Here is a 16082-nt window from a genome sequence, read left to right as displayed (position 1 = left end):
CTCTCAGACGTTGACGCGCCCGGCGCGGGTCGCCCGCACGGGTGGAGGCCCTGGCTGGCGGAGGCTCTACCCGAAGGTGAAGGCGTAGGCCTCCACGCCGGGGTCGAGAAAGCGGATCTCGAAGGTGCGCGGCGTCACTTGGCCTTTCTGGCGCACCAGCTGGTAAAGCCGGTTTTCCGTCACCGTTCCGGCGCCGGCGGCGTCGATGTCGACGCCATGGCTGTCGCCGGGCGCCTTGCCGTCGATGGTCACCACGAAGCGCACCGGTTTGCCGGCTGGCCCAGGCCCCAGAACCAGATGGAGATCACGGGCGTTGAAGCGGTAGCTGATGGCGCCGCCGCTGGCGTCGAGCCGGGCGTGCTCGGGCCCGACGGTCCATGCGCCCGCGAGCCCCCACTGGTTGGTTTCCGGCTGAGGCGCTTCGTAGAGGCGGGAAGCGTCCGCCGTGAGCCCGCCTGCCGAGGCGAAATTCTCCGCCCGCTTGTAGCCGAGATAGGTTTCGTGGGAGCGCAGGTTGCCGACGTCCGGCGCCGCCTCCGCCCCGGCGCCGGCAGGCGCCGCCGGCGCGCCCGCCGCCATGGCGACGCCGCTGGCGCCGGCCTCGCGCAGCAGGTTCTGGATGGCCTGTTCGGTCTCGGCGTACTGCCCTTCGCCAAAATGCCGGTAGCGGATGCGCCCACTGGCGTCGATCAGATAGTGGGCCGGCCAGTACTCGTTCGAGAACGCTCGCCAGATGGCGTAATCATTGTCCACCGCAACCGGATAGACGACGCCGAAATCACCAATCGCCTTGCGGACATTGGCCAGGTTCTTCTCAAAGGCGAATTCCGGCGTATGCACGCCCAGCACCACCAGACCCTGATCGCGGTATTTCGCCGCCCAGGCCCGGAGGTAGGGCATGGTGCGGATGCAGTTGATGCAGGAATAGGTCCAGAAATCCACCAGCACGACCTTGCCGCGCAACTGCTCGCTGGTCAGCGGCGGCGCGTTCAGCCAGTCGGTGGCGCCGGCAATGGTGGGAGCTGGCCCCAGGTCGGGCAGGGAGCTCCTGAAGGGACTGGCAGCGCCAGGCGCGGTTGTCGCGGCGGTTTTGCTGGCGTTCCGGTCCGGATAGGTGGTGCGCACGACGCTATCCGGTGGCCTGGAGCGGATGCGGTCCACCACCGCCTGCTCCAGCGTGGCCGTGCTGGTATAGGACAGGCGCGACAGCAGGCCTGTGTCGAGGCCGAGGGCAATGGCGGCGACGCCCGCCAGCACCGCAACGCCCAGCCCCTGGCGGACCCGTTCGGTGACAGCGGGGGAGCGCTTCAGCCGGTCGAAAATCCGGCCGCCGGCCAGCAGGGCCAGGGCGATGGACGTGGCGGCGCCAGCCGCATAGGCCAACAGCAGCAAGGTTGTGCTGACGTTGGCTCCGTTCAGCGCGGCGCCCGTCAACAACAGGCCGAGGATCGGCCCGGCGCACGGGGCCCAGAGCAGGCCGGTGGCGACGCCCAGCGCCAGAGAACCGGCGACGCCCGATCCGCCGCCAGCGCCAGACCTGTTGAGCAGACGCTCGCCCAGCCGCACCACGGGGCGCGTCGCAAAAGCGGCGAGGCGCGGCGACAGCAGGCTGAGGCCAAAGGCCGCCAGCAGCGCCATGGCGACGATGCGGCCATATTCATTGGCCCGCACCGCCCAGGCGCCGCCAATCGCCGCCAGCGACGCGACGGCGGCGAAGGTGATGGCCATGCCCGCGAGCATGGGCAATGTGCTGCGCAGGAAAGGTTGCCCGGCGCGGGCGAACACGAAGGGGAGAATCGGCAGGATGCAGGGGCTGACGATTGTCAGCACGCCGCCGAGGAAAGCGATGATCAGCAGCGTCGTCATGATGTCTCCCGGAATGCTCCGCCAGCAGGAGCCGCGAAGCTGCGCCGCGCCACAGGCCAAACGCGTCGGCGCCTGGGCGGGCGCACAGCAACCTCCCGCAGGATTTGGGTAAAATTTGGCCGCGCCTGGCGCGCCCCGCACATATGGCGCACATCGCAATGCAGCGCCATGTCGCGGGGCGAAAGCGGATTTTCACCGTGGTCGGGTTTTGTTTCCAGCGGCGGATCAGGCATATTGGCGGGGTGATGACGTTAGCGACAGGCGGCCCACGGTGGCGAGCCGCGCATGTGCGCGGCGCTGCGGCGCACCCCAGGAACGGGGCGCTGACGCAGCTGGCTGTCCTTTCGCGTTGGGTTGGTGCGCTTGCCTTTTGCAGGACGGCGACCACTTTGCTGGAAAGCGCCCTGAAAAAGATCGGCGCGGCCGCGCGGGGCGCCGCCTTCGCCCTGCTGACTGGCGTCGTCTGCCTGGCGCTCATCATCACGCCGGCCGCCGCGCTTGACGCCCAGGGCGGTGACCCCGCCGTTTCAGGCATGCTCCTCGACATGGAAAGCTGCGGACCTGAGCGCCTGAACGTCGCTCAATCCGGCCATGATCGCCTGGACCATGATCACCTGGACCACGATCTCCTGGACCATGATCGCGCCAGCCCTGACGTAAACAGTCCCGACCTGCATGGGGCGCACCATTGCTGCCATAGCCATGTGGCGCCGGCGCAGTCATTCCGGAGCATCGCCCCGACATCCGTGCGCCATCTGACATGGCGCGTCGGCGACAGCGATGTCCTGCCTCCCCGCAGCCCGGCTCCGCCGCTGCGTCCACCCCGCGTCTGAGCGTCTGGGCAGATCGCTGCGTGCGTTTCCGTGAGTGAAACGGGCGCACGCACTGTCGCGCGTGGTCTGATGCATTTTCGAGCAGGGCGAAAGCCGCATTCTCGCGAGAAAAATTATCCAGATCAAAGCGTTGTAGCAAAATTCCGATTCAATGTGTGAACGGGGTTTGCTCAGGCCGCTTGCTTTGCGCCGCGCGCTTCCAGGGCGTTTTTCCAGCAGGCAGAGATGCTTCGCGCGTGGAAATCGCTTCGCTTCAGGACGACAGGGCAAGTTCCGGCTCGTTTGAGCGGAAGGCGTCCCAGGCCGCGCGCATCGCCGGCCGTCAGGAATTTTCGGATGAAACCCCGTTTCTTGTTTGCGCCAGGCGCCGTTCTCGCGGCCGGGGCGCTTGCGCTCATTTCCCCCCACATCCTGCCGCAGGCCGCACGGACCACGTTCGCCTGGGCGGGCCCTGGCCATGACCATGGGCCAGCCGGAAAGCACGGAGCGGACAAAAGTCAAAAGGCCAGTGACAAACAGGCAGCCGGCGACAAACAGGCGGCCGGTCACGATCATGACGATGAGGGGCTGGTGCACATGACCCCGGAACAGGCGGCGTCGCATGGCGTTGACGTCGCCGTCGCGGGTCCTGGCGTTCTGAGCATGTCGCTGAGCGCCCCAGGCGTGATCGCTCCTGACAGCGACCGCATCGCCCGCATCGCCGCGCGGGTCGTCGGCACGGTCGCCGTGCTGAACAAGCGGCTGGGCGACGCGGTGGAAAAGGGCGAGATCGTCGCCGAGCTCGACAGTCGCGAGGTCGCCGAGGCGCGCAGCGAATATTTCGCCGCGCTGACCAATCTGGAGCTGCAAAAGACCCTGTTCGCCCGCGAACAGGAGCTGTGGAACCGGCGCGTGTCCGCCGAGCAGCAATATCTGCGCGCCCGCAACACGTTGCGCGAAGTGGAGCTGCGCGTTGAACTGGCGGCCCAAAAGCTCACGGCCCTGGGTCTGTCGCCCGGCGACGTGGCGGCGTCGCGTAACGCCGGCCCTGGCGCGGCCCAGTCATTCCAGCGCTATCCCCTGCGCTCGTCGATCCGCGGTCGCGTGGTCGAGCGGCGCGTTGATCTGGGCGCTCCGGTCGGCGGCGAGGGCCAGGAGAAGGAGCTGTACGTTATCGCCGATCTGTCAAAGGTCTGGATCGATCTGGCGATCCCGGCCGATGAACTGTCCCGCATCCATGAAGGGCAGGAGGTGAGGGTCGCCGCCCAGGACGGCGCGGCGACGAAGGGACGGGTGATTTTCGTCAGCCCCATGCTGACCCCGGACACCCGCTCCGCCCGCGTTATCGCCGAACTGGACAACGACGGGCTGCGCTGGCGTCCCGGCGGTTTCGTCACCGCCCGGGTCACGATCGGCGAGGAACCCGTGGGACTGCGCATCCCGCGCGCCGCCGCGCAAACCATCAACGGTCGTCCGGCGGTGTTCGTCCAGGCTCCCGAAGGGTTTCGCATCAGGAATGTCTCCCTGGGGCGCGACGACGGCGTCCATGTCGCCGTGACGTCGGGACTGACCGCCGGCGAGCGGGTCGCGACGCGCAACGCCTTCCTGCTGAAGGCCGAACTCGGCAAGGCCGAAGCCGAACACGCTCACTGAGGGAGGACGCCATGATCGCACGCATCCTCGCGTTCTCGGTGGAGCGCCGCTGGCTGGTGGCGTTGCTGACGCTGCTGGTCGCGGCTTTCGGCGCCTGGTCGGCGCTGAAGCTGCCCATCGACGCAACCCCCGACATCACCAACAACCAGGTGCAGATCAACGCCGTCGCGACGGCCCTGTCGCCGGAAGACGTGGAGCGGCAGGTGACGTTTCCACTGGAAACCGCCCTGTCCGGCATTCCCGGCCTTGTCAGCACCCGCTCCCTGTCCCGCAACGCCTTCGCCCAGATCACCGCCGTGTTCAGCGACGCCACCGACCTGTATTTCGCCCGCGCCCAGGTCAATGAGCGTCTCGGCGAGGCGCGCGGCTCCCTGCCGCCGGGCGTCGAGGTCCATATGGGGCCTGTCACCACCGGCCTTGGCGAAATCTTCATGTGGACATTGCACATGAAGGAGCCGGACGGCCGGCCAGAAACCGACGGCAAGCCCGGGTGGCAGTCGGATGGCGGCTTTCTTACCCCCGAGGGCGAGCGGCTGGCCAGCGACCTGGACCGCGCCGCCTGGCTGCGGGCCCTGCAGGACTGGGTGATCCGGCCGCAGATGCGCGCCGTGCCCGGCGTCGCCGGCGTCGACGCCATTGGCGGCCATGTCAGGCAATATCAGGTGCGGCCCGATCCGGCGCGTCTGGCCGGTCTTGGCCTGTCCTTCGGCGACATCGCCACGGCGCTGGCCGCCAGCAACCAGAACCGGGGCGCCGGCTATGTGGAGCGGGGCGGCGAGGGCTATGTGGTGCGCTCCAGCGGCCGGCTCACCAGCATCGATGACATTGGCGCCGTGGTCGTGACCACCCGCGCCGGCGTGCCGGTGCGCATCCGCGACGTGGCGACGGTCGGCGCGGGTCAGGAGTTGCGGGTCGGCGCCGCCTCGGAAGACGGCCGCGAGGCGGTGGTCGGCACGGCGCTGATGCTGATTGGCGGCAACAGTCGCGACGTGGCCGCCGCCGCCGGCGATAAATTGCGCGAGATCGCCAGATTGTTGCCGCCAGGCGTGGTGGTGGAGCCGGTGCTGGACCGCACCACGCTGGTGGACGCCACCATCCGCACCGTCGCCAAAAACCTCACGGAAGGGGCGCTGCTGGTCATCGCCGTGCTGTTCCTGATGCTCGGCAACATCCGCGCCGCCGTGATCACGGCGCTGGTGATTCCGCTAGCCATGCTGATGACCATGACCGGCATGGTCCGCGCCGGCGTCAGCGCCAATCTGATGAGCCTCGGCGCGCTCGACTTCGGCCTCATCGTCGACGGCGCGGTGATCATCACCGAAAACGCCCTGCGGCGGCTTGGCCTGCGCCAGCATGAGCTGGGTCGCGGGCTGGGGCTGGAGGAGCGCCTCGCTGTGGTGCGCCAGTCGGCGGAGGAGATGATCCGGCCGACCGTCTACGGCCAGGCGATCATCATCCTCGTCTACGTGCCCATGCTGTCGTTCACCGGCGTTGAGGGGCGCATGTTCACCCCCATGGCGCTGACGGTGATGATGGCGCTGGCCAGCGCCTTCGTGCTGTCGCTCACCTTCGTTCCGGCGATGATCGCCATCGTCATCTCCGGCAAGGTGCTGGAGAAGGACGTCGCGGCGGTGCGCTGGCTGAAGGCGCTGTACCGGCCGGCCCTGGGCGCCAGCATGCGGCGCCCGGCGCTTGCCCTGGTTGCCGGCGTGCTGCTGGCGGCCGCGGCCGGCGGCATGTTCCTGCGTCTTGGGCAGGAGTTCATCCCCCAACTGGATGAAAAGAACCTCGCCATGCACGCCATGCGCATTTCCTCGACGTCGCTCAGCCAGTCGCTGGCGATGCAACTGTCGGTGGAGCGCAAGATCAGCGCCCTGCCGGAAGTGGCGCTGGTGTTCTCCAAGACCGGCACGGCGGAGGTCGCCTCCGACCCCATGCCTGTGAACGTCTCCGACACCTTCATCATGCTGAAGCCGGAAGCGGAGTGGCCGGATCCGAAACTCGGCAAGGAGGCGCTGATCGCCAGGATCCGCGCCGCGGCCGAGACGGCGCCGGGCAACAACCTGGAGTTCACCCAGCCGATCCAGATGCGGTTCAACGAGTTGCTGGCGGGCACGCGCGGCGACCTGGCGGTGAAGGTGTTTGGCGATGATTTCGCCCGGCTGGCGCCGGCGGCCGAAGCGGTCGCCGCGCAACTGCGGGCTATTCCAGGCGCCGTCGACGTGAAGGTTGAGCAGGTCTCTGGTCTGCCATTTCTCAACATCGACGTCGACCGGCAGGAGATCGGCCGGCTTGGTCTGAGCCTGGCGGCGGTTCAGGATGTGATCGGCGCCGCCATCGGCGGCCAGCACGTGGGCCAGATCTTCGAAGGCGACCGGCGCTTCGACATCGTCATCCGGCTCGATGACGCCCTGCGCGCGGATCTGGAGGCCCTGAAGAACCTGCCGGTGGCCTTGCCCGCCGGTCCGCCGGCCCCAGCGGGAGCTTCCGGCGCCTCAACCGGGCTGCGCTCCGTGCCGCTACGTCAGGTGGCGCGGCTCTCGGTTGAAGAAGGCCCGAACCAGATCAGCCGCGAAAATGGCAAGCGCCGCATCGTCGTCACCGCCAACGTGCGCGGTCGCGACATCGCCTCGGTGGTGGACGACGCCCGCCTGGCGATCGCCGCCAATGTCGCCTTGCCCTCCGGCGCGTGGCTGGCCTGGGGCGGTCAGTTCGAGAACCTGGCCGCGGCTCGCCAGCGGCTGATGATCGTCACGCCGGCCTGCTTCCTGCTGATCTTCATCCTGCTGTTCCAGGCGTTGGGCTCGACGCGCGACGCCCTGCTGGTGTTCAGCGCCGTGCCCTTCGCGCTCACCGGCGGCGTCATCGCCCTGTGGCTGCGCGGCATGCCGTTCTCGGTGTCCGCCGCCGTGGGTTTCATCGCCCTGTCGGGCGTCGCGGTGCTGAATGGCCTGGTGATGATCAGCCGCATCCGCCAGCTGGCGGAGGAGGGCGCGCCCGTGCACGAGGCGGTGTGGGAGGGGGCGATCACCCGCTTCCGGCCAGTGGTGATGACGGCGCTGGTCGCCTCGCTGGGGTTCCTGCCCATGGCGCTGGCGACGGGCACGGGGGCCGAGGTGCAGAAACCGCTGGCCACCGTGGTGATCGGCGGCCTGGTCAGCGCCACCCTGCTGACGCTGCTGGCGTTGCCGACGCTCTACGCCCTGTTTGGAGCGGCCGGTCGCAAGGCTGAAGCCCCGGCCACAACCTGAGAAAGGCTCAGGCGGACCGGCTCTACGGGCAGGCGATCACGCCAGCCCGGAGTGCTTCTGGCGTTCAGGCCTGGAAGGGTTTCCGACCAGACGGAAACGTCTGGTCGATCAGAATTCGCTCACAACAGGGGAAACTGGAGCAATCCCGGATCCATCCAGATCGGGCGTTGCCTAACGTCCGAACATGTTGGTCTTGACCAGGTCGATCACCTCATCGCCGCGCCCGCTCATTACCGCGCGCAGCATCCACAGGCCAAAGCCCCTGGCCTGTTCCAGCGCGATGGTCGGCGGAATTGACAGCTCCTGCTTCGCCGTCACCACGTCCAGCAGCGCCGGTCCGTCATGGGCGAGAATTTTCGTCAGGGCTTCGGGCAGGTCGCCGGGGTCTTCGACGCGCAACGCCATGATGCCCATGGCCCTCGCCATCGCCGCGAAGTCGGGGTTCTCCAGATCAACGCCGGTCTCGACGAAACCCGCCGCCTTCATCTCCATGGCGACGAAACCGAGCACGCCATTATTGAAGATGACAACTTTGACCGGAAGTTTCTCCTGGCTCAGGGTGATCAGATCGCCCATCAGCATGGTGAAGCCGCCGTCGCCGGAAAGCGACACCACCTGACGCTGCGGCCGGGCCGCCTGGGCGCCGATGGCCTGGGGCAGGGCGTTAGCCATGGAGCCGTGTACGAGCGAGCCGAGCAGGCGCCGCCGGCCATTCATTTTCAGGTAGCGCGCCGCCCAGATCGTCGGCGTGCCCACGTCGAAACTGAACGCCGCGTCGTCCGCCGCCAGTTCGCTGACCAGCCGCGCCACATATTGCGGATGGATCGGTTTGCGGCCCGGCGTCCCTTCGGCCAGGGCGTCGAGCCCGGCGCGGGACTTCACATAACGGGCCGCGCTGTCATCAAGATGCTGGCGATCCTGCTTGACCGCCAGACGTGGCTGCAGGGCGGCGATCGTCGCCTTCACGTCGCCGACCACGCCGAGATCCAGCTTGCAGCGGCGGCCCAAATTCGCGGGGCGAAGGTCGACCTGGGCGATCACCCTGTCGGTGGGGAAAAATTGCTTGTAGGGAAAATCCGTTCCCAGCATCAGCAGCATGTCGCAGTTCTGCATCGCTTCGTAGCCGGAGGCGAAGCCGATCAGCCCGGTCATGCCCACGTCGTACGGGTTGTCGTATTCGACATGCTCCTTGCCGCCCAGCGCATGAACGATGGGGCTTTTCAGCGTTTCGGCCAGCGCCATCAGTTCGGCGTGGGCGCCGGCGCAGCCGCGTCCGCAGAACAATGTCACGCGCTTCGCGTCATTCAGCAGCCCAGCGAGGCGGTCCAGCTCCGCTGTCGCCGGGGTGACGACGGGCGCGGGCGGCAGCAATCCGGCTTTCGGCGACACAGGGCGCGCGGGCGCCGCCTGCAGGGCGACGTCGCCGGGGATGACCACGACGGCGACGCCGCGTTCGCCAATGGCGGCGCGCACGGCGTTTTCCATGACATAGGGCATCTGCCGGGGATCGGAGACCAGCTCGCAATAGACGCTGCATTCGCGGAACAGATCCTGCGGATGCGTCTCCTGAAAATAGCCGCCGCCGATCTCTGACGACGGGATCTGCGCCGCGATGGCCAGCACCGGCGTGCGGCTGCGCTGGGCGTCGAACAGGCCGTTGATCAGGTGCAGATTGCCGGGTCCGCAGGAACCGGCGCAAACGGCGAGCTGTCCGGTGATCTGGGATTCGCCTGACGCCGCAAAAGCCGCGACCTCCTCATGCCGCACATGCACCCAGCGGATGCGCTCCCTGCGGCGCAGGCTTTCGGTGAGCCCGTTAAGGCTGTCGCCGACCACGCCGTAGATGCGTTCGACGCCTGCCAGCTCAAGGGTTTCAACCATAAGATCGGCGATGTTTCGGGTGGCCATTGATCTCTCGCTGCCAGAGCCGGATCCGCTTCTGACTGACCCGCCCCAGCGGCCAGAAAGAACGGCAAATCCGTATCTATCCAATAAGCTGGAGGGTGCTTTAACGCGCTCCAGGTGGCTCCGCCGGAGCCGCGCGGCAATCCCGCATCGCCAGTCAAACCTATTTCCGCGTCGCCGTCATGTCACGAACGGGCCCAGTCCGGCCTGTTCCCGCGCCATGATAAATATGATCGTCCGGACTTTAACTGTCCGATGGGTAACTTTAAGCTGCCTGAACGAAGCCGCTGCGATCTGGCAGGCGGACGCAAACAGATTGGGAGAAACGCATGACCGGGGTGGCTGCGTTGACGCGAGCGAATAACGACCAGTTCCAGGCACTGGCCGACCGCGTGCAGGACATGGTCCGGCGCTCCATGCAGGCTGACGTGAGCGTCAGTGATTTCGGCGTGATGGAGGATGGTCACGCCGGCCTGACCTACGGTTTCGACGTGCGCGGATCCGATGGCGCCATGCGCGGCGGCCATATCCTGAAAATGGCGCCGGCCGGCGTCACCCGGCTCGGCAACACCGACGTCTACCGACAGTACCCGTTGCTCCAGGCTTTGAGGGCGGAGGGGCTTCTGGTTCCCGGGGTTCCGTGGGCCTCGGAGGGCGAGGATCTGTTGGGCGCGCCCTTCATCGTCATGGAAAAGCTGCCGGGCCGCGTCTTCGTCGTCTGGGAGCCGCACGCATCGCTCGTGGAAGATCCGGCGACGACGCGCTCCGTCTGGTTGCAGACCGCGACGCTGCTGGCCAGCGTGCACCGGATCGACTGGCGCACAGCGCTGCCGGACTGGGAGGAGCCGCGCCTGCTGCTGGAGGAGATCGATCGCTGGAAATCGGTGCTGCGGCACGCCGACAATCCCGACTGGGCGGCGGCCGGCCAGGCGCTTGACGCCGCCCTGCGCGCCAACCTGCCGGACCCGGCCCCGGTCGGCCTGGTGCATGGCGACTACCAGCCGGGCAACATCCTGTTCGACAACGGCAGGGCGACCGGGATTATCGACTGGGAGCTGGCCTCGATCGGCGCCCAGGGCCTCGATGTGGGCTGGATGCTGATGATGTCGGACGGCCGGGCCTGGGACGCCGGCTGGCAGCCGGTGGCGCCGGTTTCCGGCGCGGAGCTCGTCGCCGCTTACGCGGAGGCTGGCGGGCCAGCGCTGACCAATCTGGCCTGGCACCAGGCGCTGGCCCAATATCGCCTCGGCGCCATCGCCTGCCTTAACGTCAAGCTGCACCGCACCGGCAAACGCCGCGACGATCTGTGGGAGCGCTTCGCGCCGTCCATCGCAACGCTGTTCGGCCATGGCCTTCGCCTTGCGGAAGGCGTGGAAAAATGAGCGCCCCTGCCCGGGGCGCGATCGCCTGCGCATCCTGAGCAAAAGCCCCGGCGTTTCCGCCGGGGCTCCGCAAACTGCCTGTGAACGCCAGCCTCAGGCCACGTTGCGCTCGCGGTTATCCCAATAAGGCTTGCGCAGGTCGCGCTTCAGGATCTTGCCGGCGCCGGACATCGGCAGCTCGGCGCGGATCTCGACGCTGCGCGGGCACTTGTAGCCGGCGATCCGCTCCTTGCAGAAGGCGATGACGTCTTCCTGGGTGGTTTCGGCGCCCGGCTTGAGCACGATCACCGCATGCACGGTCTCGCCCCAGTGGTCGTGCGGAATGCCGATCACCGCGCACTGCAACACGGCGGGGTGCTGGGCCACCGTATTCTCCACCTCGGTGGAATAGATGTTCTCGCCGCCGGAGATGATCATGTCCTTGATGCGGTCGACGACGAAGACATAGCCGTTCGCATCCATGTAGCCGCCGTCGCCGGTGTGCATCCAGCCGTCGATCACCGCCTTCGCGGTTTCCTCGGGGCGTTGCCAGTAGCCCATCATCACCGTGTCGCCGCGCACGATGATCTCGCCGATTTCGCCGCGCGGCAGCTCCTGGTTGTTGTCGTCGACGATACGGACGTCGACGCCCAGGGTGGCGCGGCCGGCCGAGCGATGCCGGCCGATCTCGCGCGCCGGGCCGACGTGGTTGGCCGAGGAGTTGAAGGTGGCGATCGGCGACAGTTCGGTCATGCCGTAAACCTGCACGAAGCCGACGCCGGGCAGGCGCGCCGCGGCGCGGTCCAGCACCGCCTCGCTGATCGGCGAGGCGCCATAGACGATGCGGCGCACGCTGGAGAGATCGAATCCGCCAATGGCCGGGCTGTCGACCAGCATCTGGATCATGGTCGGCACCAGCAGCAGTTCCGTCGCCTTGTGACGCTGGATGACGCCGGCCAGTCCCTCGGGGCTGAACGCCTTCAGGATGACGTTGCAGCCGCCGCTGATCAGCAGCGAATACATGGCGGCGCCGTTGGCAAGGTGGAACATCGGCGCGGCGTGAACATAGACAGTGTCCGACGCGAACAGGCCCTCGGCCAGGGCGTTCATGGCGTTGGCCACCAGATTGCCGTGGCTGAGCATGACGCCCTTGGAGCGGCCGGTGGTGCCGCCGGTGTAGAAAATGCCGGCCAGCGCATCGCGGTCGCACATGGCGTCGTCCACGGGCGCGGCTTTGGCCAGCAGGGCCTCATAGCCGGGGATGTCGGCCGGGGCGGGGGCGTCGTCGGCCCAGACCAGCGTCACGCCGGGAACCTGCGCGACCAGATCGCGCGCCGGCTGCTCGAACGCCGCGTCGATGAACATGATCTTCGCGCCGCAATCTTCCAGCGCGTCGCGGTTCTCGGCGACGCTCCAGCGGATATTGAGCGGCACGATCACCGCGCCAGCCCAGGCGGTGGCGAGATAGAGTTCAAGATAGCGGCTGCTGTTCAGCGACAGCACGGCGACGCGGTCACCGCGCTGCACGCCCTGCTGCTGGAGCACGCCGGCGAGGCGGGCGACGCGATCGCCGACTTCGGCCCAGGTGAGGGACCTGTCGCCGTCGATGACTGCGACCCCGTTATGGTTGACCTGAAGCGCCCGGCGCAGGCCGTGGGTAATGTTCATGGCGGTTTTCCTCTCTGGAAACCCAGGCTTTCTGGGCCGTTGTTGTTGTTTGCTGGCTGGCGCGCCGTTGCGTCAGGGCGTGCTGGCGATGCCCGCCGTAAGGCTGCGCGCCATTTCGTCGGCGATCTGCTCGGGCGAGCGATCGCCGCCCGGCTGGATCCAGTGTCCGATCCAGTTCAACGCCCCGGCGATGGCGAAGGCCGTGAGCTTGACGTCGCAGGGGCGGATCGAACCATCGGCGACGCCCTCGCTGATAAAGGCGCGGAACCCGGCGTCGATCAGCCGCTTGCCGGCGCGCACCTCGCGCCGCGCCTCCGGCGACAGCACGCGGTCGTCGATGCGCACCAGACACTGGCCGAAATCCTGTGCCATGGTCAGCGCGTGGCCCCGGATCAGTCCGCGCAAACGGAACAGGCCATTGCCATCCAGCTCCCGCATCCGGTTCAGCGCGCCCTCGGACAGTTCCTGACCGAGGTTGTAGCACTCGACGAGGATTTCTTCCTTGTTGGCGAAGTAATTGTAGAGCGCCGGCTTGGTGATGTTCAGCCGCTCCGCCACCTCGTTCAGCGAGGTGCGGTCATAGCCCTGCTCCAGAAACAGGTGCACGGCGACGCGGAGCACCGCCTCGCGTTTGACGTCCCGGGCCCGGCGCCGGTCCTCGAAAGGCTCCCACGGCGACGCAATGTCGGGGACTTTCCTGCTCCTGGACCTGGTCATGGAAAACGTCCGGTTCCTTATGCTGAACGTTGGGGTGCTGAACGGTGGATTCCGGCTCCCGGCGGGTTACAGAGTCAATATCTTACCATCTGGTCATGTCAAGACTTGCCGATCATCTGACCGCCACTGGCCTCAACATGGGTTCAGTCGCCAGCCGCGACGGCGTCCGCGTCAGGTTTGCCTCGTGCGCGGGTTTTATGATCAGCTACCCTTGCGGAAGGCCGGATTAACGGCAGGGCCACGACCTTTGGGATGGGCTGGACGATGGGGGGGCCTGGCCGGCTGCCTGCAGACACGCATGTTCAACATGCGTTGTCATGAAAACGGGATCGAGCGCCGGCACACCCAAATCAAACATCCACGGACCCACGGTCACGTCGAAAGGGTGAACCGCACGATCCAGGGAGGCGACGGTCAAGCACTCTCATTACAACAGCCATGACCAGCTGACCGCTCACCCCCATGATTTTATCGACGCTGACAATGACGGCCGGAGATTAAAGACCCTGCGCGCCCTCACACCATACGAACATAGCTGCAAAATCTGGCAAACCGGGCCGGATCGATTTAATCTTGATCCGCACCATCAAATGCCGGGACCAAACAGCCGGGCGGAGAGTCTGAGCCTGCGTGCTCTGGCGGGATGGGGCAGGTTTCCAGTCGCATCGTGCGCTATACATTGACATGCGGACGTGAGGCTGTGGCCATTCAGGAAAGCTGGCCGCACTTCCCATAAACCGGACGCCAGAGCTTGCCGACAACCGCTTGCTGACAACAACCCGCGCGCACGAACCCGCGCACACAAGGCATGCGGTTTGCGCGAACCACAAGCTGGCCCGGGCGCCCCGGCGGGTTCGCGCCGGCGTCAAAACAGTGATTCCCACGGCATTTTCGCTGCCCCAACATCAGCCCGACGCCTCAACGCAGCCCTCACCGCCGCAGTTCGCGGAACCGACGGCAATTGCAACCTGCGATCAACGGAATACTAGTAATGCGGTCGCCCCCCACGCGGGGGCGTGGATCGAAACTTTTTCATAGACCCAGGCAGGTTGGACATTTCAAGTCGCCCCCCACGCGGGGGCGTGGATCGAAACTCGAAAGCGTCAATGATGGATTGCGTTACCGCCTCGTCGCCCCCCACGCGGGGGCGTGGATCGAAACGTGATAGCTGGATTCCTCATACTCACCAGTGGCGTTGTCGCCCCCCACGCGGGGGCGTGGATCGAAACTGGGGTGGGGGTCATGCTCAAGCCTCCCGCATCGTCGCCCCCCACGCGGGGGCGTGGATCGAAACGCGATAGCCACCGCCATTGCCGCCAGCACCGCCGGGTCGCCCCCCACGCGGGGGCGTGGATCGAAACCCAATTGCACCTGGCATTCGACCTCGCATCCACTGTCGCCCCCCACGCGGGGGCGTGGATCGAAACTCTCCCTCCGGTGCGACGAGCATCGCGTCGCCGCCGGTCGCCCCCCACGCGGGGGCGTGGATCGAAACATCGCGGTTCGCCGCGACGATCGCGGGGTCATCGTCGCCCCCCACGCGGGGGCGTGGATCGAAACAGCTAAAGTCGAAGATGGAGTCCGGCCAGCAGCCGTCGCCCCCCACGCGGGGGCGTGGATCGAAACCCGTGACCGCCGTGCGCGGCGGCGCGCAGGGGCAGTCGCCCCCCACGCGGGGGCGTGGATCGAAACCGTCTACAACCGCAAGGCCCCTTACGCGCGGACGGTCGCCCCCCACGCGGGGGCGTGGATCGAAACAGCGCCGAGGGCCTGAGTCCACTCGTTACGGACGTCGCCCCCCACGCGGGGGCGTGGATCGAAACCAGATCGCAAACGCCTCCTTTGCGAGCACGCCCTGGTCGCCCCCCACGCGGGGGCGTGGATCGAAACGCCTGCCAGTCTCGCCAAGCGCGCGTCGCGTCCTCGTCGCCCCCCACGCGGGGGCGTGGATCGAAACTTGTGAGCGTCGTGCGAGAGGGCGACAACCTGCTCGTCGCCCCCCACGCGGGGGCGTGGATCGAAACTGCTTGCCGGCCAGTAGAGAGTTGACCTCACCTTGTCGCCCCCCACGCGGGGGCGTGGATCGAAACCACCAGCCGCCGTTGTTAAAATACTGTGGCCGCGTCGCCCCCCACGCGGGGGCGTGGATCGAAACGCGCTGTCGCAGCCGGCATGCGCGCCGCCATCCCGGTCGCCCCCCACGCGGGGGCGTGGATCGAAACGGTGATGGGCAGCCCGGATGGCTGGTGGGTGAGCGTCGCCCCCCACGCGGGGCGTGGATCGAAACTGCGGCGGATTTGGTTTTGGGGCCATGGATCACGCGTCGCCCCCCACGCGGGGGCGTGGATCGAAACTCGCCACCGTGGCGACGAAAAGGTCATACAGGCGTCGCCCCCCACGCGGGGGCGTGGATCGAAACCAGCCGCTCCAGCCGTTCGATGAACTGCTTCAGTTGTCGCCCCCCACGCGGGGGCGTGGATCGAAACCTCCCTGGCGAATCCGGTTTCACTGGCCGGAGGCGTCGCCCCCCACGCGGGGGCGTGGATCGAAACTCGCCCGCGCGTATGGCGCGGACGGGAAATCACGTCGCCCCCCACGCGGGGGCGTGGATCGAAACAAGCTGTTCTGCGAGGCCAACGCCATAAGACCTTGGGTCGCCCCCCACGCGGGGGCGTGGATCGAAACACCGCAGTCGGAGCGTTCGCCAGAGCCACTGGTGGTCGCCCCCCACGCGGGGGCGTGGATCGAAACTGCGTGGCTGCATAAGCCAGCGCAGCCGGGGCAGTCGCCCCCCACGCGGGGGCGTGGATCGAAACTCGGCCTCGATGACGCGCGCCTGATCGATGGAA

Annotated in this window: 8 protein-coding genes, 1 pseudogene and 2 CRISPR repeat arrays; of the genes and pseudogenes, 5 read left to right on the top strand and 4 right to left on the bottom strand. The window is 67.3% G+C overall.

The annotated features are described in order from the left end of the window. Window positions 1-66: 66 nt before the first annotated feature. On the bottom strand, window positions 67-1866 hold the full coding sequence (locus tag IE243_RS14205; RefSeq protein WP_191320055.1) for a cytochrome c biogenesis protein DipZ: 1800 nt from the start codon (window positions 1864-1866) through the stop codon (window positions 67-69). A gap of 389 nt (window positions 1867-2255) precedes the next feature. On the opposite strand from IE243_RS14205, the gene IE243_RS14200 reads away from it, so the two are divergent. The 3 genes from IE243_RS14200 to IE243_RS14190 all read left to right on the top strand — a co-directional run bounded on the left by IE243_RS14200 (window position 2256) and on the right by IE243_RS14190 (window position 7582). Next, entirely contained in the window at window positions 2256-2699 is a 444-nt protein-coding gene (locus tag IE243_RS14200; protein ID WP_191320054.1) for a hypothetical protein, read from the top strand. Between the two features lie 336 nt (window positions 2700-3035). Next, a complete protein-coding gene (locus tag IE243_RS14195) occupies window positions 3036-4331 on the top strand; it encodes an efflux RND transporter periplasmic adaptor subunit (RefSeq protein WP_191320053.1) in 1296 nt (431 codons plus the stop codon). Window positions 4332-4342: 11 nt separating this feature from the next. After that, a complete protein-coding gene (locus IE243_RS14190; protein WP_191320052.1) occupies window positions 4343-7582 on the top strand; it encodes an efflux RND transporter permease subunit in 3240 nt (1079 codons plus the stop codon). 171 nt (window positions 7583-7753) lie between these two features. Here IE243_RS14190 and poxB read toward each other — a convergent pair whose 3' ends face one another. After that, window positions 7754-9490, bottom strand: a complete 1737-nt coding sequence (gene poxB / locus IE243_RS14185) for a ubiquinone-dependent pyruvate dehydrogenase (RefSeq protein ID WP_191320051.1) — start codon at window positions 9488-9490, stop codon at window positions 7754-7756. Between the two features lie 326 nt (window positions 9491-9816). Here poxB and IE243_RS14180 point away from each other — a divergent pair, with 326 nt between their 5' ends. Continuing rightward, entirely contained in the window at window positions 9817-10869 is a 1053-nt protein-coding gene (locus IE243_RS14180) for a phosphotransferase family protein (protein ID WP_191320050.1), read from the top strand. Between the two features lie 93 nt (window positions 10870-10962). Here the strand turns inward: IE243_RS14180 and IE243_RS14175 are convergent, their stop codons facing one another. Further along, window positions 10963-12516: an acyl-CoA synthetase gene (locus tag IE243_RS14175; protein ID WP_191320049.1), complete on the bottom strand. Its 1554-nt coding sequence runs from the start codon at window positions 12514-12516 to the stop codon at window positions 10963-10965. Window positions 12517-12588: 72 nt separating this feature from the next. Beyond that, window positions 12589-13233: a TetR/AcrR family transcriptional regulator gene (locus IE243_RS14170; RefSeq protein ID WP_191320048.1), complete on the bottom strand. Its 645-nt coding sequence runs from the start codon at window positions 13231-13233 to the stop codon at window positions 12589-12591. A 310-nt stretch (window positions 13234-13543) separates the two neighbouring features. Here IE243_RS14170 and IE243_RS23505 point away from each other — a divergent pair. Further along, window positions 13544-13916, top strand: a pseudogene (locus IE243_RS23505) (integrase core domain-containing protein); the annotation flags it as partial. 313 nt (window positions 13917-14229) lie between these two features. Continuing rightward, window positions 14230-15455: direct repeats of the CRISPR family, unit length 32 nt; unit sequence GTCGCCCCCCACGCGGGGGCGTGGATCGAAAC. A gap of 99 nt (window positions 15456-15554) precedes the next feature. After that, window positions 15555-16049: direct repeats of the CRISPR family, unit length 32 nt; unit sequence GTCGCCCCCCACGCGGGGGCGTGGATCGAAAC. Between the last annotated feature and the right edge of the window lie 33 nt (window positions 16050-16082).

It is taken from the genome of Camelimonas fluminis (assembly GCF_014656355.1).
GTDB classification, from domain to species: domain Bacteria; phylum Pseudomonadota; class Alphaproteobacteria; order Rhizobiales; family Beijerinckiaceae; genus Camelimonas; species Camelimonas fluminis.
This window is presented reverse-complemented; position numbering and strand designations above follow the sequence as displayed.

Coding starts and splice junctions, on each gene's coding strand:
- IE243_RS14205 (WP_191320055.1), bottom strand. CDS start 1,866: ATGACGACGCTGCTGATCATCGCTTTCCTCGGCGGCGTGCTGACAATC.
- IE243_RS14195 (WP_191320053.1), top strand. CDS start 3,036: ATGAAACCCCGTTTCTTGTTTGCGCCAGGCGCCGTTCTCGCGGCCGGG.
- IE243_RS14190 (WP_191320052.1), top strand. CDS start 4,343: ATGATCGCACGCATCCTCGCGTTCTCGGTGGAGCGCCGCTGGCTGGTG.
- poxB (WP_191320051.1), bottom strand. CDS start 9,490: ATGGCCACCCGAAACATCGCCGATCTTATGGTTGAAACCCTTGAGCTG.
- IE243_RS14180 (WP_191320050.1), top strand. CDS start 9,817: ATGACCGGGGTGGCTGCGTTGACGCGAGCGAATAACGACCAGTTCCAG.
- IE243_RS14175 (WP_191320049.1), bottom strand. CDS start 12,516: ATGAACATTACCCACGGCCTGCGCCGGGCGCTTCAGGTCAACCATAAC.
- IE243_RS14170 (WP_191320048.1), bottom strand. CDS start 13,233: ATGACCAGGTCCAGGAGCAGGAAAGTCCCCGACATTGCGTCGCCGTGG.